Origin of the sequence: Enterococcus songbeiensis, from assembly GCF_005405265.1 — a bacterium.
GTDB classification, from domain to species: domain Bacteria; phylum Bacillota; class Bacilli; order Lactobacillales; family Enterococcaceae; genus Enterococcus_C; species Enterococcus_C songbeiensis.
Map to the genome: position 1 here is coordinate 87,865 of NZ_BJDS01000009.1, position 18,964 is coordinate 106,828.

An 18,964-nucleotide genomic window follows, 5' to 3' on the forward strand; every position below is an offset into this window, starting at 1 on the left:
AGGATTTTTTAAATGAATGCACGCATCCATCATATCTCCATTTTAAATCGATTTATTCAACCGACGTTTGATTTTTATCATAATATACTTGGCTTAAAATTACTAATGAAAACGATCAATCAAGATGATCACACCATGTATCATCTCTTTTTTTCCGATAACCGAGAACGGATTGGTACAGAACTGACTTTTTTTGAAGTCCGTGAAGGGGAAGATCATAAATTTGGAACCAATAATATCGAACGGGTAGTTATGAAGGTCCCTTCCGAAGAATCCCTGACTTTCTGGGAGACGCGATTGGAAGCTGCCGGCATTTGCCATTACGGTATCGAAACGTTCAATGGTCGCCCACTCTTGCGTTTTGAAGCCCCGGATGACACACAAATGTCCCTCACACCACTCAGAGAATTTGAAAAAGCCGAGGATTTCTATCCCTTTGCGGATACCGACGTACCAGTGGAACATGCGATTTTGGGAATTGATGCAATCCAACTGCGTGGGCAATACCCAGCCGCCACAGAAAAAGAATTAACGAATCTTTTAGGTTGGCACCAACAAAAGCAGACGACTTTTTTTGACACAAATACAGAAGTCACCATTTTGGATAATCAAGAGACGACTTTCTATCAAGAAGTTCATTTGATCCACGATATCCATAGCCCATTAGCAGAACTTGGTATCGGCGGCATCCATCACGTTGCCTTCGGAGTCAAAGATGAAAAACGGCTGCGGGAACTGGACGAACAATTAAATCAACGAAATTTCCTAAATTCTGGTATCAAACATCGCGAATTTTTTACCTCCCTTTATTTCCGGGAACCAAATCGAATGCTGATTGAAATTGCTACGGAGGAAGGAAGTCTTGATCCTTCGGCTTATGAAAACCAAAGCAGGGTTTTTGAAGAGATTCCTTTGTATCTGCCCCACTTTTTAGCGGGCGAACGAGAAAGCATTGAACAAATTTTAGAGAATCAACCGCACGATCACGATGCGTAACAAAAAAGTTCGAAAAACTGTCCAGTTTGAGACAGTTTTTCGAACTTTTTTATTTGGTCGCTGCTGAAAAATAGGTTTGTGCAGCGGCTTTTTTTAAACGATTCATGTATGCAGCACCCAAGCCGGTTTCTGGAAAAACTTCAACAAAAATTACATCTAATCCCAAGCGAGGTTCATCCAACGCCCGCAATCCGGCAAATAAACCTTTTGCAGCAGCCTCAACTGTGTCTTTCGGAAACATAAAAACTGCGGCAGCTTCATAACGCATTTTTTCTGAAATTTGCGGTCCAGCAATCACTCCTGCACGAATTTGTTTATCCTTCACCCAATCTAAAACGGCTTGCCAGTCTGCGGACTTTACCATCATGACTGGTGTATCCGGTGAATAATGTTTGTATTTCATTCCCGGTGCTTTCGGGGTCTCCGATTCTTTAACCAAATGCTTATCTAATAAAATCGTTGTCTGCAATTTGGCTTCTAATTCTTCTTTCGTGATCGCACCCGGACGTAAAATCACCGGTGAAGTTGTTGGATCACTTAAATCAAGTACCGTTGATTCAACCCCAATGGCAGTCGCTCCGTCTTCTAAAATTCCTGCAATTTTCCCTTTCAGATCATGGAAAACATGTTCACTAGTAGTGGGGCTGGGTTTCCCTGACGTATTTGCGCTCGGTCCAACGATTGGTACACCCGCCTGCTCAATCAATGAAAGTGTTTTTTTATTTGCAGGCATACGAAATGCCGCTGTGGATAACCCTCCCGTCACAACAGTTGGTAACTGTCCTTTTTTGATGGAAAAAATCAACGTTAACGGACCTGGCCAATACATTTCAACGATTTTTTCTGCTAAAGGATGTATTTTATCCACAAATGGAAGCACTTGCTGAAAATCTTTCACGTGAACGATCAGTGGATTGTCGCTAGGGCGTCCTTTAACTTTGAAAACCTGCTGGACAGCTTCTGGCAAAAGAGCGTTAGCCCCCAGTCCATACACCGTTTCAGTTGGAAAAGCAACTAGTTCTCCATCTTTAATTTTTTGTGCCGCTTCCGCAATATCCGTCCACTCATAGCATTTTGTTTCCACAGTTTATTCACAGCCTTTCTCAATAAAATGATTAAGTTTTCAACATTCCTCAATTAGTTATTCACATTTTGTGGATAACTAATTTGTCAAGTGTGCATAACCCTGTTGACAACTTTTAAACTTGTGTAACTACCAGTCTTAACCTGTTTTTTTAACGTGAAACATTTTAAAAAAATTTTTTTCCACATGTTGGCCTTTAGGAGACAAAAATCATCCGATCTTTCCCAGACATATCTTGAAGAATTTTCACTTTCTTTTCTGGAAAAGCTTTCTCAAAAATCTTTTTAACTGCGGGTCCTTGTTGAAAACCGATTTCTAAAAAAATCTTGCCTTCTGGATGAAGTTTTTTCTTTCCTTCTGCGGCAATTTTTTGGTAGAGAGCCAAACCGTTTTCCTCGGCGAACAAGGCCATTTTCGGTTCGAAAGTCCGAACACTTTCATCCATCAGTCCCCATTCTTCGGTACTGATATATGGAGGATTGGAAATTAAAATATCTATTTTTTCTTCGACAGGTGCCAAGGTATCCCCTAAACGAAAATCGATCACAGCACCTAAATTTGTCGCATTTTCTTTCGCCACAGTAAGTGCTTCAGGAGAAAGATCAACTGCAATCATTTGCCAGTCAGGACAAGCCAACTTTAAACTGATTGCAATGGCTCCTGTTCCAGTTCCTACATCAACAACAAGTTGTTTTTCTTTCCCGCTTTCCTTCAAACATTCCGCCACCAGCTCTTCTGTTTCTGGTCGAGGAATCAGTGTTGCTGGTGTCACCTTGAAGCGATGTCCGTAAAAATCCGCATAGCCCAACAAATAATGCGGAGGATGATTTGCCAGCAATGCCGTTAAATCTTGCTGGATCAGCTCTTCCTCTTCTGTAGGAATTGTTTGATTCATTGCCAGTAACCAGTCCATTTTCGTCCATTTTTTTCGTTCCAAAAACAAAAATTGAATGGCGTAGCCTTCTTTTCCCTGAGATTCTAAAAAAGAAGAAGCCCGGTTCAGGACTTCTCGATACGTTTTTTTAACCATTTTGAATTTCTTCCAATTTTGAGGTTTGATCGTAAAGAATCAACGCATCAACGATTTCATCTAATTTACCTGCAAGAATTTGATCCAATTTTTGGATAGTCAAGCCAATTCGATGATCGGTCACCCGATTTTGCGGAAAATTATAGGTACGAATCCGTTCCGAGCGATCTCCAGTTCCAACAGCTGATTTACGAGTTGCATCGTATTCGCTTTGTGCTTCGTGGGAAATTTGATCATATACCCGTGCCCGCAATACTTTCATGGCTTTTTCCCGATTTTTTAATTGTGAACGTTCGTCCTGCATCGCAACTACGATACCGGTAGGAATATGGGTCAGTCGAACCGCTGATGCCGTTTTGTTGACGTGCTGTCCACCAGCACCGGATGCGTGGTAAATATCGATCCGGATATCTTTGTCGTCAAGTTCCGCGTCTACTTCTTCTGCTTCCGGCATAACGACCACGGTTGCAGTAGAGGTGTGAATACGTCCTTGCGATTCTGTTGAAGGAACCCGTTGGACCCGATGCGCACCGCTTTCGTATTTTAATTTTGAATACACGTTGCTGCCGGAAATCATCATGATTACTTCTTTGTACCCGCCGATTCCTGTGATGTTGGCATCCATGACTTCAACTTTCCAGCCTTGGCTTTCTGCATATTTTTGATACATAGTAAATAAATCACCAGCAAAAAGTGCTGCTTCATCGCCGCCTGCTGCACCACGGATTTCCATGATAATATTTTTGTCATCATTGGGATCTTTTGGCAACAATAAAATTTTGATGCGGTCTTCGATAACTTCTTTTTCTTTTTTTAGATCGGATAATTCTTCTTTCGCCATTTCAGCCATATCCGCGTCCAAGCTTTCCCCTAGCAGTTCTTCTGTATCCTTGATTCCTTGGACTACTTCTTTGTAGCGACGATAAACTTCCACGGTTTCACGGGTATTTGCTTCTTCTTTTGAAAGCTCCATGAAGCGCTTGGTATCGGAAATTACCGCTGGGTCGCTCAATAGTTCGCCTAATTCTTCGTAGCGATCTTCAATCGCCTGCAATTGATCGTACATGCCTGTTCTCCTTCTTATTTGATTTCAGGATGGAAATAATGGTGACGACAAACTGGGTAATAGGCCTCATTGCCCCCAATTTGAACTTGGTCTCCTTCATAGATTGGTTTTCCATCAATATAGTGCAGATTCATTGTGGCTTTTTTATGACAAAACCAACAGATTGTTTTCATTTCTTCAATTTTATCGGCATACAGCAGCAAATATTTTGAGCCTTCAAACAGCTCATTACGGAAGTCATTTTTTAACCCAAAGGCCATGACTGGAATATTCAGATCATCTACTACCTTTGTAAAATCCAGCACGTGCTTTTTCATTAAAAATTGCGCTTCATCAATCAAAATACAATAAGGTTTGAAGGGTAAATCGCAAATAACTTGAAAAATATCGGTTTCCTCAAAAATCGGAATCGCTTCTCGCTCCAAGCCAATGCGACTGGATACATTGCCGATTCCAGAACGTGTATCGACACCGCTAGTCATGATTACCACGGGTTTGTCTTGTTCTTCGTAATTATGAGCAACCTTCAAAATTTCAATTGTCTTTCCACTGTTCATTGTACCGTATTTAAAAAATAATTGTGCCATATTCCGCCCTCCGCTTTCCTTTGGTATTATAGCGGAAAATCGAAGTTTTTTACAGTCCTAAATTCAAGGTAGATGGGAGAAAGGGCAAGACAGCATTCACTTTGATTGAAATTGCTGATAGATTTTATCTAATTGCCGTTGGTTTTTTATGAGGATTGTTTTTGTCGGATACTGGTTCTTGATTGCTGTAAAGTGGTTGCGTTTTTCTGCTGTTCTTCCTTCATACAACACCCACCATAAAAAAGCAGCATCTACTTTTTCGATGCAGCCGGCTGCCATATCTGGACGAACTTTCCCTCGATAGTTAATGCCCCGGGCAAGAATTCTTCGTAAGGAGGTCCATCTTGAAAAGGTCAAAATATAAATCTGATCCGCTTGTTTTAAACGCTCCTGTTGCAAAAAGTTATTGTAATTGCCTTCAATGAGCCAGTCTTCCTTTGTTAAAAAATCCCTCACAATTGTTCTTGCTTCTTCTTTGTCTCGCTCTTGCCAATCCTGAACAAAATTGACCGCATCAAGATGAAGGAGAGGAAGATTTCTTTTTTCAGAAATAAACCGCGCCAACGTTGACTTTCCACTGCCGGAATATCCTAGAATCGCTAGTTTCATGATAAAACCTCCTTCCTTTTGCTTCTGCCGCTTTTTTTCAGCGAGAACTCATTGCTTGTCCTTTGTCTCCCAAACAATCGTGGCGATTGCTTTTTCTTTGTCTTGGGCTTTTATTGCAGTGATAGTTGTCAGCTGGTTGTCCTCTGTGATGGCGTGATACACCGCAATGGGTTCATCTTTAGCGATTTCTTCTTCAAAGCGCATCGTCAATTTTTTAATTTGATTTTCCCGTAGTATTTCTAACGGTAAGCTGTCTAACATCCAATCATAGTAAAAGACATTGTATACATGCTGATTATAGTCTAGATGACTGTATTTGGGGAGTATCTGATAGGTTGGTGCTTCCGGTAATTGCGTTCCGTCTGTTCGTTCAAAACGATGGATTCTTTTTGAAAATTCTGCTCCAAAAGCTTCCCCGACTTCTTCGGAAATCGTATGAATCTTGCGCTTCTCCAGATTTAATAAGGATAGCGACATAAAAACTGTTCCAATAATTTCCTTTGTCTCGTTAAAAATCTCAAATTTACGGTAGATAAAAAATTTATTGTAGGTGGTTGCGTAGACTTCAATCGTAATCGTATCATTGTATTTTGGAAATTTTTCGAAGCTGCATTCAGCTTCATTGATGATCCAATTTACTCCCAAGCGATCAAGATATGCCGTATCGATTCCAATCACATTGCTATGTTCATAAGAAACAATGGTGCAAAGATCAAACAATCGGGAAAGTTTAATTTGTTGAAAAGCATCACTATCAGGATAATTTATCTGAAATGTTTTTGCGTATTTTTTTACCATTTTTGAAATAACCTCTTTTATTTTTAGTCTTTCCTATCATAACAAAAGACACCGAAAAATAAAATTTGAAAATAAAAAAGAACGTCGCAACTTCTTTCGTGGATAGATAGGTTCGGTTATAATATCAAAAAAAGGAGGGCTTCGTTTGACTGAAGGAATTCATTTTAGATTTTGGAATACAGTGGTTGTAAAAAAAGAGCAGCAGGTTTTGTTGATTGAACGAAACAAAGGTGATTTTTCTGGTTTTGTTCCACCGGGAGGGAAAGTTGAATTTCCTGAAACCTTTACCGATTCTGCCATCCGTGAATTGAAGGAAGAAACCGGGCTTGTAGCAAAAAGTATCACCTTGAAGGGCGTTTCTGGATTTATCAATGAAATCAAGCGGGAGCAATTTATTTTTTTAGACTACTTATGTACGGATTTTACCGGTGAATTGATTCCAAATGGAGCAGAAGGCGCGTGTCAGTGGTTTGATGTAGCTGAGATTCCTAATTTAGAAATCAAATCAGATATTAAAAAACGGCTTCAACTGGTTCTGGAGGGAAAAAGCTTTGAATATCAGATGTTCTGGAATGAGTTAACCCACACCTTTGAATCGGATAAATTGTTTGATTAGAAAAAGGCTGACCTAAAATTCTCTCAAGGTCAGCGTTCTTTTTATTTTTTCTGATACCTCATGTAGGCTTCGATCCACTCTGTTACGGTTATTTTTTGCGCCAATTCTCCTATCAGCTTATAAGGAATATGTTTCGTATTTGTAAAGCGAATACAACTTTTGCCCATGTTTAGCTTTGTTGGTACAGCTTCTGCATACTTGGTTTGAAACCAGGTCAGCAGTTCTTTGTTGCTCATCAACCCCATGTGATAAAGGGCCAAATGATTTTTTTGCGCCGCCAACGAAAGAAAAGGCAACGGCTCATTCTTACGTCCCAAATACCCTTGTGGAAATGTACTGAGGGGAACGACAAACGTTGGCATTCCGTATTGCATTATCAATTCAAAACCTTCTGGAAGATTGGTGAGAAGGCTTTCCTTTAAGCTGAAATAACTGTCCCGCCATTTTTCCGGCAATGTTGCTTCATAAGCTGCCAGCTCCATTACTTTCCCTCCATTCTTTTTCTTAGTTAGCTTTTTCTAATACTTTCGCGGTACTTTGAAGGCAGCAGTCACCTGCTCAAAACCGAGTTTAGGATAATACGCCATCGCCTCAGGTGCCGCCAGTAAAACAAGAGAAATCTTTGGACCCAAGTCTTGCTTTAATGCTGTCATTAACTTTTTTCCGATACCTTGTCGCTGATAGCTTTTATCCACGGCCAAATCAGAAATAAAGCAGCAATATGAACCATCGGAGACGCCTCTTAAAAGTCCTACAATTTGTCCATCTTGCCAAGCTGTATACAAGATAGTGGCATTATCTCGCATTCGTTTCAACCGTTGTTTGTCGTGAATCGGACGTCGGATACCAGAATTTTTAAAAACTGCACTCATTTCTTCAATAGAAATGGTTTTATTTTTCTCAATAATCAACATGTTATCTCTCCCGATGGATTCGAAACATCGCATCCGTTTTTTCATACCCAATTTTTTGATAAAATCCTTGTGCTGTTTCTTCTGATCGCAAAGTCAGCAACACTCGATTTCCCAAATACTCCTGTACCTCCGCTAACAATCGGCTGTTCCTTTTCCCATGCACTGATTGTCAACGGTGTCTCCGTCAGCATTTTTTTAAGCCGCATTTCATTTTCAATCGATTTATCAAATTCAGCCTCTTGATAGACGGCAGCAATTTGCTTAGGAGTTATTACCACATTTACTTTTATTTCAATCATAGACATCCTCCATTCTTAACTAGTTGTAAATAAAGGGAATTTTTTATACTAAAGATCAATCATTTATTTTTGTATAAACAGCTAAATCACCTAAAATCTGTTTGATGATGTTCTCTTTCTTTTGATGGTCAGTGAGTAAAACCTCATTAGTCACTCCTAGAAAATCTTTTTCATTCCACCATTTTTGTAGCTGTTCCTCGCCAAATTCCTCTTTATTTGGTTTTGTTTTATGACGTTTTACCGTTTCAGAAAAACTCAAATCAAAATAATAAACCAATGCATTCCCTTGAAAAGATTCAATCAAGGAAAACAGCATGGATTGGTAACGCCTATTGACTAAAATCCCTTCAATAATGACAACTGGGCTAACTGTTTTTCCATATTCAGCCATTTGCCGGATCAATTCAACAGATGGATTATTTTCTGTGTCGCGAACTTTCAAAATTTCTCGGCGTATAACATCTTGCGAAATCAACATGGTTCTAGCTCCTAATTTTTCTTGAAGAGATTTAGCAATCGTTGTTTTTCCGCTACCAGAATTCCCTCTTAAAACTACTAAGACACTCTCCATCGTTTCCCTCTTTCTTTTCTTTTTCCTCCTATTATAGTCGTCTCCCAAAAAAAGGATACAAAAAAACACGCCATTATCAAAAGATATGACGTGAAAAAAAGGGCCCCGTCCTTTTTCAAGAACGGGGAAGGAGTTAAAAATGAAAAGTGTTTTGGGTTGTTTGTTGGTATGTCTATAGAATAGCTGGAAAGTATGAATAAATTGTGTTCAAAAGATAAGGTTTTTTTTAAGATTATTGATAATTATTGAAAAAAGTATGGTTTTTGCTAACCGAAGGAAAAATACCGTATTTTCATTAAATTTGCTATACTGAAGGTATCGAATTTTAAGTTAGGAGAATTTCATGGACATCCGACGCTTTTTTCGGCTTTCTCTTCGTAAGGGCCGTTTTTTTCTTGCAAATAATGTATCTTCCATCCAGATTATCGTCTCGTATTATTTGATTATGACGGTGTTATCCTTGATTTTATTTTATTTGCCGGTCTTTCGCCAACCGGGAGCAGAAGCTTCCTTCATTGATATGCTCTTTATGGCGATCAGCACTGTCAGTGTGACGGGGTTAACGACATTTAATATCAACAGCGTCTTTAACGATCGCGGCATCTTGCTTTTGGAAATTTTGTTTCAAGTAGGTGGCTTAGGAATCATGATGATTTCCACCTTCTTTTTCATTGTATCCAAACGTAGGATTTCTTTGAAACAGCGGCAGTTGATCATGACTGATATGAATCAGCCGCGACTCAGCGGAATTGTGCGTTTGATTCGTATCACCTTTATTATTTTGTTGGCAGCGCAAGGAATTTTTGGAACATTATTTTCCATTTACTTTTATGTTAGGGGATATTATACCCATTGGCGAGATGCGATTTTTTACGGCTTTTATCAAGCGATTTCCGCAGTGACCAACTCCGGCTTTGATGTCACCGGTGAATCAATTCGCCCTTTCGCAAAAGATTATTTTTTTCTGACGATGATTATGATTTTGATTTTCCTCGGTGGAATCGGGTTTCCTGTCCTGATGGATTTTCGCGAATGGTTGCAGTATCGAAGAAAGAAACGCAAAGGAATGCTGCCTTTTCGCTTCTCCTTGTTTACAAAAATCGCGGTACTGGCATTTGTCATTTTATTTCTTGGTGGAGCGCTGTTGATCTATCTTTTGGAAAACAATCATCTGTTTGCGGACATGTCTCTTAGCGGCAAATGGATCAACAGTTTTTTCTACTCCATGACCACCCGTAATGCTGGCTTGCAGATTCACGATCTGAACCAATTTCAAGTGACCACCTTGATTATTTTTTCTCTTTTGATGTTTATTGGCTGTAGTCCCAGTTCAGTAGGAGGAGGAATTCGAACGACGACGGTTGCAATCATCGGTTTATATCTTTATTCTTTTCTGAAAAGTGAAGATCATATCAACATTTTCGGTCGACGAATCAGTGAGGCAGATGTGCGAAAATCCGTAGTGGTCTTTATGCTTTCTCTCGGGATGTGTTTTTTCAGCGTGCTTTTTCTTTCTGCAATCGAAGATCAGCCCTTGATTGCGATCATCGTCGAGGTGACCTCCGCTTTTGGAACCACCGGATTGTCTTTGGGCATTACTGCCGATCTTTCCGCCACCGGTAAAATCATTATCGCAATTTTAATGTTTATTGGACGAATCGGTATGCTTTACACCCTCCTGCTTTTCGTGCCAAAAGAAACCCGGGACTTGAGCTACGAATACCCTACAGAACAGATTATCATCGGTTGACTTATGGGTTTCAGCAAAATTTCTCTAAACTTTTTTAAGGAATTGAAAAGCTGTTTCCACATTTTTTCAATCCTATGGTATGATAAGTTGATTATTTTCATTATCCAACGTTACTTACTCAATTGGAGGCAAATCATCTATGAGTTTACGCAGTCATCTGGCGGTCACCGTCGGCAAGACATCTCAATGGGTTTTAAAAACCTTTTTTAAAGGCGGGTCCAGTTATCCTGGCAAACTTGCCCTAAAGATCGATCCAAATATTTTACACCATTTTTCTGAAGATTATGAAGTGGTCGTGGTTACCGGTACAAACGGTAAAACCTTAACGACAGCCTTAACTGTCAATATTCTTCGTCAGGAATTTGACGAAGTACTGACAAATCCAACTGGCGCCAATATGGTACAAGGAATCGTGTCCACCTTTTTATCAGCAAAACCAAAAAAAGGACAAAAAAACTTTGCGGTGCTGGAGATTGATGAAGCTAGTTTAAGCAAAGTCACAGAGTATATCAAACCCAAGCTTTTTGTTTTTACAAATATTTTTCGGGATCAAATGGATCGGTATGGTGAAATTTATACCACTTACCGTTTGATTGTCGAAGGTGCGGCAAAATCACCGGAAGCAACGATTCTTTGCAATGGCGATTCACCGATTTTTAATTCCTTAGAAACGGTCAATCCGCGCAAGTATTACGGATTTGATCATCTGCCGGATGAAGAGCAAATGGCTCACTACAATACCGACGGCGTTTTATGTCCCAAGTGCCATCATATTTTACACTATCAAATGATCACCTACGCCAACCTTGGGAAATATTACTGTCCAAATTGCGGATTTCATCGTCCAGAACTTGATTACAAATTGACAAAGATGGTCTCGATGAACAATACTTCTGCTAATTTTGTCATTGACGACCACCCCTACACGATTGAAGTCGGTGGCATGTATAATGTCTACAATGCATTAGCAGCCAGCGCTGTGGCAGAATACTATCACGTTGCTCCGGAAAAAATCAAAGCCGGACTAGGTTATGATGAAAAAGTTTTTGGTAGACAGGAAATCATTGAGATTGATGGAAAACAATGTACTTTGGTTTTGGTAAAAAATCCCGTGGGTCTAAATCAAGTCATCGACATGATCGGATTATCCCCTTATCCTTTCTCTCTTGTGTGTCTTTTAAATGCCAACTATGCAGATGGAATTGATGTCAGCTGGATTTGGGATGGCAATCACGAAGCCTTTGCTGAGATGGCTATTCCAAAAGTTATCGCTGGCGGCGAACGTCATAAAGATATGGCACTGCGTTTGAAAGTTGCCGGTATCCCAGAAGAAAAATTGACGGAAACAAAAGACTTGGATGAAGTAATCACCGATATCAAAGCTTTGCCGACAGAGCATGTCTATATTTTGGCAACATATACGGCTGTACTGCAATTACGAAAGAAATTAGCAGAAAAAGGTTATATCAAAGGGGGCATGGATCGTGGGTAAATATGAACTAACCTTGGCGCATCTTTATGGCAACTTGTTAAATACCTATGGCGACAATGGTAATCTGCTGATGCTGCAATATTTGGCAAAAAAATTAGGAATCACCATGACGACTGAGGTTGTCAGCATTCATCAACCCTTTGATCCGGAAAAATATGATTTGGTGTTTTTCGGCGGTGGTCAAGATTTTGAACAGCTAATCGTTTCTCAAGATATTCAAGAAAAAAAAGCTGACTTAACCAAATATATTGAAGACAATCGAGTGATGTTAGCAATTTGCGGCGGCTATCAATTGCTGGGGCATTATTACATGGGCGCCCACGGAGAAAAAATCGAGGGTATCGGAGCATTGGACCATTACACCCTTAGCCAGGACAACAATCGCTATATCGGTGATATCGTGATTCATAATGAAGAATACGATGAAACCTATTATGGATTTGAAAACCATAACGGTCGTACCTTTTTAGGAAAAGGGGAACGCCCATTGGGAAAAGTTGTCGAAGGTCACGGCAACAATGGCGAAGATCAATCCGAAGGTGTCATCTACAAAAATGTTTATGGCTCCTATTTTCATGGACCAATTTTAGCCCGTAATGAACAATTGGCTTATCGCTTGCTTAAAACAGCCTTAGAAAATAAATACGGCAAAGACGTAAAATTACCAACTTTATCAGAAATTGCTTAATCGCGAACGTTTACGACAAATTAGTCTGTTTGTCGTAAACGTTCTTTTTTGTAAGTGTCCTTTCTTGAAATTCCTTGCACTTCCTTCTATAACGAAAGAGAAGTAAGTGAAAAAAAGGAGTGATAGATAATGGAGATAGCTATTTTAGGCGCCCACGGAAAAATTGCACAGCTAGTCACAAAAAAATTGGTGAAGGATCCAGTGACTCAACGCTTATTTTTACGAAACGCAGCACGCCTTACAGCCCCACAAAATGGCCGGCTGATTGAAGGCGATGCTGAAAATTTAGAACAAGTAAAAGAAGCTATTGACGGTGCAACGATCGTGTATGCAAATCTTGCCGGAAAAACCATTGAAAACCAAGCAAAAACTATTGTAGAAGCCATGAAAGAAACCGGTGTAAAGCGATTGATTTGGGTTTCAACTTTAGGAATTTATGATGAAGTACCGGGAAATTTTGGTATTTGGAATCATCAAATGCTGGATGGCGGCTATTTGGAAACCTATAGTAAAGCAGCCGAACTAATTGAAAACTCCGGGTTGGACTACACGATTCTTCGTCCAGCATGGTTAACAAATAAGACGGAGGTTTCCTATGAACTAACTCAAAAAGGGGACCCCTTCAAGGGAACAGAAGTATCTCGTGAAAGCGTGGCGGATTTCATTCGTCAGTTGATTTTGCACCCTGAATCCCATCAAAGAGAATCTCTTGGAATCAATAAACCCAATACAGACGGAGATAAACCGGCATGGTATTAAAAAAAGGTTCTTGCAAATTTTGCAAGAACCTTTTTTCACGCGGTTGTTACTGCTACGCCATAATGGTCACTGACAACAGGTGTTTGTTTGCCGTCAAATACGGTTTGATACGTTAAAACTTCAAAGGAAGCAGAAAGAAAAATAAAATCAATTCGCAACGCTTCAGTATTGTTTTGCCATCCATCGATTTCTTTTTCGATCGTGTGGTTTCCCTTTCGTTGCTGCGCAGTCTGGAAGGCGTCTTGCAAGGCTAATGTGCTTTCAGTCACCAAGTGATAGCCTTCGCTGTCTGCCGGATTATTGAAATCACCCATAATAACCAACAACTCTTTTCCTGTCAGAGCCTTTTCTGTCTCTCGCCATTCCTTGGCAAAGCCTTCTTGCCACCAAGAATAATGACAACTGACTAATCGCACCATCTTCCCTTCGATTTCAGTCAGTCCCGTCACCAGTTTTCTTGTGTGATAGTCCGTTTCTGCTCGACTTTGAGAAACGAAAAAATCGTTGGCAATGATTGGTTCTTTGGACAAAATCGCAGAACCTTCTTGGTAAATATCATAGCCAATGTGACTATAAGCCCAAGTCCAATAATACTCTTGATCCTGAATCTGTAACAGTTCCACTAAACGCAGGGCAAAATTATCCTCCCGAATCATCACTTCACTGTTCGTCGGGCAATAAGCCCCGTCAAGAACAGCTTCCTTTGCATCGATTCGTTGATTGACCTCCTGAAGACAAATTCCATCATACTGTTCTGCAAGAATTTGTTCTGCAAGTTGTTCCAATTTTTCTTCTGGATCTTCCTCCATCCAACTATGGGTATTTAACGTTAAAAATTTCGCCATTTCACCAAACAACCTTTCTGTCTTGCTTCTTTGTTTAGCTTAGCATTGATCGCTGCTATTGGCTAGAGTTCCACGGTACCGATTTGTTTGCCGGCTGTTTGCGATCCCTGTTCAGTCAATTGAAGAGATTTAATCACAGCACTGTTTGTAAAAGCAACAATCATAGTCGTTTGTTTGCCGGCTTGGGTGATTTTATCTAGAGCCACCTCTGCCAGTAAATCACCTGCTGCAACGGTTTGGCCCTCACTGACTTTAAGTTCAAAAGGTGCTCCTTTTAAATCCACCGTGTCGATCCCCATATGCACTAAAACTTCGAGTCCACTTTCTGTCAAAATTCCCAATGCATGCTTTGTTGGAAAAATACTTGTGATGCTGCCGTTGACGGGGGCAACGATCTTGCCATTTTCAGGCTCCACCCCAAAACCGTCTCCCATCATTTTTTGTGAAAAAACAGGGTCATTAACTGCCGTGATTGGGAATACATTTCCTGTTGCAACACTCACAAATGTTTCTGTGATTCCTTTGTAGTCATCCGTTGCTGTTTCTACCCCTGTCTCTGAAAAAACAGCTTTTGGAATTTCAACTCCGGATTCTAAAGTGTCTTGAATATCCGATTTTAAAATATCTGCTTTTGGTCCATAAACGGCTTGCACCCCATTGTCTTTTACCAATACGCCCATCGCTCCAGCGTTTTTCCATTCTGCTTCGCCGCCAACTTTTTCTCGATCCTTGACACTGACCCGTAAACGCGTCATGCAGGCATCAACGTCTGTAATATTTTCCCGGCCGCCTAACAAATTAATAATTTTTACAATTTGATCGTTGGGATCAAGAGTTCCTGTTTTTCTATCAGTTGTGGGAGTTGTTTCCGGTGCATCTGTTTCATAATTGCCGTTTCTTCCCGGTGTAGCAAAATTAAATTTCTTAATCAAAAAATTAGCCAAAAAGTACATCAACACGCCAAATACGAGAGTAACCCAGACAAAGTTCACCAAATCCATTCCCAGTCCCGCTTTAAGTGCCATCGGGGTTCGTGTCAACAATTCAATATTCCCGAAAGAATGCACCCGCAAATTAACAATATCTGCCATCGCAAAGGCTGCACCTTGAATGACTGCGTACACGGCATAAAGTGGTACTGCTGCAAACATAAACATAAATTCCAACGGTTCTGTCACACCAGTTAAAAAGACAGCCAGTGCTGCTGAAAAATACATTGATTTGTACCGATCTTTTTTATCAGGATCAACATTGCGATACATTGCTGCCGCCAAGCCCATCAAAATACCAGATGCCCCAATCATTTGTCCGACTTTAAACCGGGCAGGTGTCCAATTGCCTAAAACGTGTTGGTATTGACTAAGGTCACCGGCATCTTTCAAATTCACCAAATCCGTTGCCCATGCTAGCCAAAGAGGATCTTGTCCAAAAACCTGCGTTCCTGCTTGCGCACCAGAAAGAATCGTGTAGGCGCCTCCCAATTCTGTATAGTTGATAGGAATTGTTAACATGTGATGCAAACCAAATGGCAACAGCAAGCGTTCCAATGTACCATATAAAAACGGTGCTAAAACTGGTGCAGATTCTTGTGATTGCGCAATCCACAAACCAAAATTATTAATTCCGGCTTGAATGACCGGCCAAACAAGTGCTAAAACTAATGAAACAAGCACCGAACGAAAAATAACGACAAAGGGAACAAATCGTTTGCCATTAAAAAAGGACAATGCTTCCGGTAATTTGCGGAAATTATAATATTTATTATAGGCAGTGGCTCCAACAAATCCCGCAATAATCCCAACAAATACGCCCATGTTCAATGCTGGCGCTTCTAAAACACTGGTGAAAAATCCGTCTACCATAATTTTTGTTCCCAATAATGTGTGAGTAAATGCTTTTTCATCGGCAAGCATTGCACTGGTTACGCCAAAGATCGAACCGGTGATTCGGTTAATCAAAATAAATGATAGCCCGGCAGCAAACGCACCGCCTGCCCGTTCCTTCGCCCAGCTTCCACCGATTGCCAGTGCAAACAGAACATGCAAATTACCAATAACTGCCCAACCGATATTTTCAATAACGCCACCTGTTGTAATCAAAAATCCCAGATCCGGATTGATCATCGGAATCGTTTTTCCAATACTGATCATTAATCCAGCAGCCGGCATTACTGCAATTACAACCATCAGGGCTTTCCCAAATTTCTGCCAAAATTCAAAGCTCAATAATTTTTTCATCTTTCTATCTCCTTTTTTATGTAGCAAGTTTTCACGTCAGCCATCGGCACCATCATTATTCAGCAACAAGCAGAACAAAAAGGCTTTTATCAACGCAATCGGTTTCGTTATGTTTTTCATTATAGCCAGAAAGGTTGCGTTTGTAAACCACAAATAAATTGTTTTTCCTTTTCACTCTTTTTCCATTTGTTTCGTCTACCATCAACAAAAGACTCGTGACATTTCTCCTTTTTCCAAAAAAAATTCTATTTTGCAACGATTCTTCTTGACTAATGCAATCGATTGCGTTTACTATTAGGTGGAAGAACGAAGTCTATTGGAGGGAAAATAAATGAAACAAATCCAACGCCTTTTTGCTATTGATCCTTGGAAAATCGCAACCACAACTTTAAGTAAAGACCACCGCCGCTTGCAGGAATCTTTGACCAGTATCGGTAATGGGTACATGGGCATGCGGGGAAATTTTGAAGAAAGCTACAGTGGTGACCACCACCTTGGCACCTATCTTGCCGGTGTTTGGTATCCTGATAAAACCCGCGTCGGTTGGTGGAAAAACGGGTATCCGGAATATTTCGGCAAAGTCATCAACGCAGTTAATTTTATTAAGATGGATCTTTTCGTCAACGATCAAAAAATCGACTTAAATCAACTGCCCCATCGTGATTTTTATTTGGAATTGGACATGCAGACAGGTATTTTGTCACGATCCTTTACCGTAGATGTTGACGGTGCAACCATCAAATTCAGCTTTGAACGCTTTTTAAGCATTGTTAAAAAAGAATTGGCTTTGATACGGTTAACAGCAGAAGTGCTTGCCGGGGAAGCCGACATCACCGTTCTTTCTCAGCTTGACAGCAATGTTCGTAATGAAGACAGCAACTATGACGAACTGTTTTGGGAAGCCCTTGATAGCGGAACGACGGAGGATATGAGTCATTTGACCGTCCGAACAATCCCAAATAACTTTGGTATTGAACGCTTTACTGTGACTGCTGCAATGAAACATTCTCTTTTAAGTGAAGAAACAACAACGGAAACTCTCGGCATCACGGATCGTTTTAATTTCCACGCCGCTGCCGGTGAAACAATCACTTTAGATAAAAAAGTCATTTTACTGACCAGCCGTGATGTTCCAGAACAACAAACAGCAATGGCTGCGGAGTTATTTTCAACCTATTCGGAATCCTACGAAGAATTAAAAGCCGAACAAATTGATGCGTGGAAAAAACGTTGGGCATTGGCCGATGTAACAATCGAGGGCAATCCTGCAGCGCAACAAGGCATCCGTTTTAATTTATTCCAACTCTTCTCCACGTATTACGGCGAAGATGAACGTTTGAACATTGGACCAAAAGGATTTACTGGTGAAAAATACGGCGGTGCAACCTATTGGGACACAGAAGCCTATGCTGTTCCTTTGTATTTAGCTTTGGCAAAACCGGAAGTTTCGTTGAATCTTTTGAAATACCGTCACAATCAATTACCGGAAGCCCATCACAATGCGCAACAACAGGGATTAAAAGGAGCGCTTTATCCCATGGTCACCTTTACCGGTGTCGAGTGCCACAACGAATGGGAAATCACCTTTGAAGAAATTCATCGAAACGGTGCGATTGCTTATGCCATTTATAATTACACGAACTACACAGGTGACACAACGTATTTAAAAACAGAAGGCTTAGAAGTATTGACAGAAATCGCCCGCTTCTGGGCAGATCGGGTCCATTACTCTAAACGCAATAAAAAATATATGATTCATGGTGTGACCGGACCAAATGAATATGAAAACAACATCAACAATAACTGGTACACCAACACGATTGCAACGTGGGTTCTCAGCTATACCTTAGAAAATTATCGTCGTTTCAAAGAAAGTGCGACGGTGTCGATTTCTGAAGCTGAACAAGAAAAATGGCAAGATATTATCGACAACATGTACTTCCCAGAAAATAAGGAATTAGGAATCTTCGTCCAACATGATACTTTCCTAGATAAAGACCTAATGCCAGTTTCTGATCTTGACCCTGCTCAATTACCATTGAATCAAAACTGGTCATGGGATCGCATCTTGCGTTCTTGTTTTATCAAACAGGCAGATGTACTGCAAGGAATTTATTTCTTCCAAGATCAGTTTACAGAAGAACAAAAGCGCAATAACTTTAATTTCTACGAACCAATGACTGTTCATGAATCTTCCCTTTCTGCCAGCGTTCACGCCATTTTAGCGGCGGAGCTGGGAATGGAGGAAAAAGCGTTGGAAATGTACGAACGGACAGCTCGTTTAGATTTAGACAATTACAATAACGATACGGAGGATGGACTGCATATTACTTCAATGACCGGCAGCTGGTTAGCAATCGTACAAGGATTTGCACAAATGAAAACCGATCATGAAACCTTGCGTTTCGCACCATTCTTGCCTAAGACTTGGGACAGCTATGCCTTTCACATTAACTATCGCGGACGACTGATCGCCATTAATGTGACCAAAGAGACCGTTCGCTTGTCACTGGTTTCCGGCGAACCGATCGCCTTATCTCTCTACGATGAACCAGTTACCTTAACAGATGAACTTACTGTAGCGATTCCTGAATAAAAAGAAAGCGGAGATTTCCTCCGTTTT

General features: G+C 40.5%; 20 protein-coding genes. 7 read left to right on the forward strand and 13 right to left on the reverse strand.

Going from position 1 to position 18,964, the window contains the following annotated elements:
* Positions 1–12 precede the first annotated feature (12 nt).
* On the forward strand, positions 13–996 hold the full coding sequence (locus FFM66_RS06335; RefSeq protein ID WP_137605358.1) for a VOC family protein: 984 nt from the start codon (positions 13–15) through the stop codon (positions 994–996).
* A gap of 49 nt (positions 997–1,045) precedes the next feature.
* Here FFM66_RS06335 and FFM66_RS06340 read toward each other — a convergent pair whose 3' ends face one another.
* From FFM66_RS06340 to FFM66_RS06365, 6 genes are all read right to left on the reverse strand, one after another.
* Positions 1,046–2,080, reverse strand: a complete 1,035-nt coding sequence (locus FFM66_RS06340) for an L-threonylcarbamoyladenylate synthase (RefSeq protein WP_137605359.1) — start codon at positions 2,078–2,080, stop codon at positions 1,046–1,048.
* A gap of 196 nt (positions 2,081–2,276) precedes the next feature.
* Positions 2,277–3,110, reverse strand: a complete 834-nt coding sequence (gene prmC / locus FFM66_RS06345) for a peptide chain release factor N(5)-glutamine methyltransferase (RefSeq protein ID WP_137605360.1) — start codon at positions 3,108–3,110, stop codon at positions 2,277–2,279.
* A complete protein-coding gene (gene prfA, locus FFM66_RS06350; protein WP_048603906.1) occupies positions 3,103–4,176 on the reverse strand; it encodes a peptide chain release factor 1 in 1,074 nt (357 codons plus the stop codon). The genes prmC and prfA overlap by 8 nt, the downstream gene beginning before the upstream one ends.
* A 14-nt stretch (positions 4,177–4,190) precedes the next feature.
* Positions 4,191–4,763 (reverse strand): thymidine kinase, encoded by a 573-nt coding sequence (locus FFM66_RS06355; RefSeq protein ID WP_048603905.1) that lies wholly within the window; start codon positions 4,761–4,763, stop codon positions 4,191–4,193.
* A 96-nt stretch (positions 4,764–4,859) separates the two neighbouring features.
* A complete protein-coding gene (locus tag FFM66_RS06360; RefSeq protein ID WP_137605361.1) occupies positions 4,860–5,372 on the reverse strand; it encodes a P-loop NTPase family protein in 513 nt (170 codons plus the stop codon).
* A 48-nt stretch (positions 5,373–5,420) separates the two neighbouring features.
* Positions 5,421–6,170, reverse strand: coding sequence for an acyl-[acyl-carrier-protein] thioesterase (locus FFM66_RS06365; protein ID WP_137605362.1), 750 nt, complete (start codon positions 6,168–6,170; stop codon positions 5,421–5,423).
* Positions 6,171–6,315: 145 nt separating this feature from the next.
* Between FFM66_RS06365 and FFM66_RS06370 the strand changes: the two genes are divergently transcribed.
* Positions 6,316–6,786: an 8-oxo-dGTP diphosphatase gene (locus FFM66_RS06370; protein ID WP_137605363.1), complete on the forward strand. Its 471-nt coding sequence runs from the start codon at positions 6,316–6,318 to the stop codon at positions 6,784–6,786.
* A 41-nt stretch (positions 6,787–6,827) separates the two neighbouring features.
* Here the strand turns inward: FFM66_RS06370 and FFM66_RS06375 are convergent, their stop codons facing one another.
* Genes FFM66_RS06375 through FFM66_RS06390 form a run of 4 tightly spaced genes read right to left on the reverse strand, consistent with a single transcriptional unit; the run spans position 6,828 to position 8,639 of the window.
* Complete coding sequence (locus tag FFM66_RS06375; RefSeq protein ID WP_137605364.1) at positions 6,828–7,268, reverse strand: DUF1801 domain-containing protein; 441 nt, start codon at positions 7,266–7,268, stop codon at positions 6,828–6,830.
* 36 nt (positions 7,269–7,304) lie between these two features.
* Entirely contained in the window at positions 7,305–7,700 is a 396-nt protein-coding gene (locus FFM66_RS06380; RefSeq protein ID WP_048603900.1) for a GNAT family N-acetyltransferase, read from the reverse strand.
* A gap of 41 nt (positions 7,701–7,741) precedes the next feature.
* Positions 7,742–7,999, reverse strand: coding sequence for a hypothetical protein (locus FFM66_RS11475; protein WP_246038425.1), 258 nt, complete (start codon positions 7,997–7,999; stop codon positions 7,742–7,744).
* Between the two features lie 55 nt (positions 8,000–8,054).
* A complete protein-coding gene (locus FFM66_RS06390) occupies positions 8,055–8,639 on the reverse strand; it encodes a kinase (RefSeq protein WP_371851512.1) in 585 nt (194 codons plus the stop codon).
* A 274-nt stretch (positions 8,640–8,913) separates the two neighbouring features.
* Between FFM66_RS06390 and FFM66_RS06395 the strand changes: the two genes are divergently transcribed.
* The 4 genes from FFM66_RS06395 to FFM66_RS06410 all read left to right on the forward strand — a co-directional run bounded on the left by FFM66_RS06395 (position 8,914) and on the right by FFM66_RS06410 (position 13,259).
* Positions 8,914–10,320: a TrkH family potassium uptake protein gene (locus FFM66_RS06395; protein WP_137605367.1), complete on the forward strand. Its 1,407-nt coding sequence runs from the start codon at positions 8,914–8,916 to the stop codon at positions 10,318–10,320.
* Between the two features lie 139 nt (positions 10,321–10,459).
* The gene (locus tag FFM66_RS06400; protein ID WP_137605368.1) at positions 10,460–11,812 is read left to right on the forward strand and encodes a Mur ligase family protein; all 1,353 of its coding nucleotides are present in this window, start codon (positions 10,460–10,462) and stop codon (positions 11,810–11,812) included.
* Positions 11,805–12,500, forward strand: coding sequence for a type 1 glutamine amidotransferase (locus FFM66_RS06405; protein ID WP_048603895.1), 696 nt, complete (start codon positions 11,805–11,807; stop codon positions 12,498–12,500). The genes FFM66_RS06400 and FFM66_RS06405 overlap by 8 nt, the downstream gene beginning before the upstream one ends.
* Before the next feature lie 126 nt (positions 12,501–12,626).
* Positions 12,627–13,259: an SDR family oxidoreductase gene (locus tag FFM66_RS06410; RefSeq protein ID WP_171000812.1), complete on the forward strand. Its 633-nt coding sequence runs from the start codon at positions 12,627–12,629 to the stop codon at positions 13,257–13,259.
* A 35-nt stretch (positions 13,260–13,294) separates the two neighbouring features.
* On the opposite strand, the gene FFM66_RS06415 is transcribed toward FFM66_RS06410, so the two are convergent.
* From FFM66_RS06415 to FFM66_RS11360, 3 genes are all read right to left on the reverse strand, one after another.
* Positions 13,295–14,104, reverse strand: a complete 810-nt coding sequence (locus FFM66_RS06415) for an endonuclease/exonuclease/phosphatase family protein (RefSeq protein ID WP_137605370.1) — start codon at positions 14,102–14,104, stop codon at positions 13,295–13,297.
* 62 nt (positions 14,105–14,166) lie between these two features.
* Positions 14,167–16,341, reverse strand: a complete 2,175-nt coding sequence (locus tag FFM66_RS06420) for a PTS transporter subunit IIBC (RefSeq protein ID WP_137605371.1) — start codon at positions 16,339–16,341, stop codon at positions 14,167–14,169.
* 55 nt (positions 16,342–16,396) lie between these two features.
* A complete protein-coding gene (locus tag FFM66_RS11360) occupies positions 16,397–16,543 on the reverse strand; it encodes a hypothetical protein (protein WP_171000808.1) in 147 nt (48 codons plus the stop codon).
* A gap of 129 nt (positions 16,544–16,672) precedes the next feature.
* On the opposite strand from FFM66_RS11360, the gene mdxK reads away from it, so the two are divergent.
* Positions 16,673–18,937: a maltose phosphorylase MdxK gene (gene mdxK / locus FFM66_RS06425; protein ID WP_137605372.1), complete on the forward strand. Its 2,265-nt coding sequence runs from the start codon at positions 16,673–16,675 to the stop codon at positions 18,935–18,937.
* Positions 18,938–18,964 lie beyond the last annotated feature (27 nt).

Excerpts from the sequence above, each read along its gene's own strand:
- FFM66_RS06420 (WP_137605371.1), bottom strand. The coding sequence starts at position 16,341 with ATGAAAAAATTATTGAGCTTTGAATTTTGGCAGAAATTTGGGAAAGCC.
- FFM66_RS11475 (WP_246038425.1), bottom strand. The coding sequence starts at position 7,999 with ATGATTGAAATAAAAGTAAATGTGGTAATAACTCCTAAGCAAATTGCT.
- FFM66_RS06335 (WP_137605358.1), top strand. The coding sequence starts at position 13 with ATGAATGCACGCATCCATCATATCTCCATTTTAAATCGATTTATTCAA.
- prfA (WP_048603906.1), bottom strand. The coding sequence starts at position 4,176 with ATGTACGATCAATTGCAGGCGATTGAAGATCGCTACGAAGAATTAGGC.
- FFM66_RS11360 (WP_171000808.1), bottom strand. The coding sequence starts at position 16,543 with ATGGTAGACGAAACAAATGGAAAAAGAGTGAAAAGGAAAAACAATTTA.
- FFM66_RS06360 (WP_137605361.1), bottom strand. The coding sequence starts at position 5,372 with ATGAAACTAGCGATTCTAGGATATTCCGGCAGTGGAAAGTCAACGTTG.
- FFM66_RS06380 (WP_048603900.1), bottom strand. The coding sequence starts at position 7,700 with ATGTTGATTATTGAGAAAAATAAAACCATTTCTATTGAAGAAATGAGT.
- mdxK (WP_137605372.1), top strand. The coding sequence starts at position 16,673 with ATGAAACAAATCCAACGCCTTTTTGCTATTGATCCTTGGAAAATCGCA.
- FFM66_RS06415 (WP_137605370.1), bottom strand. The coding sequence starts at position 14,104 with ATGGCGAAATTTTTAACGTTAAATACCCATAGTTGGATGGAGGAAGAT.
- prmC (WP_137605360.1), bottom strand. The coding sequence starts at position 3,110 with ATGGTTAAAAAAACGTATCGAGAAGTCCTGAACCGGGCTTCTTCTTTT.
- FFM66_RS06375 (WP_137605364.1), bottom strand. The coding sequence starts at position 7,268 with ATGGAGCTGGCAGCTTATGAAGCAACATTGCCGGAAAAATGGCGGGAC.
- FFM66_RS06400 (WP_137605368.1), top strand. The coding sequence starts at position 10,460 with ATGAGTTTACGCAGTCATCTGGCGGTCACCGTCGGCAAGACATCTCAA.
- FFM66_RS06395 (WP_137605367.1), top strand. The coding sequence starts at position 8,914 with ATGGACATCCGACGCTTTTTTCGGCTTTCTCTTCGTAAGGGCCGTTTT.
- FFM66_RS06365 (WP_137605362.1), bottom strand. The coding sequence starts at position 6,170 with ATGGTAAAAAAATACGCAAAAACATTTCAGATAAATTATCCTGATAGT.
- FFM66_RS06355 (WP_048603905.1), bottom strand. The coding sequence starts at position 4,763 with ATGGCACAATTATTTTTTAAATACGGTACAATGAACAGTGGAAAGACA.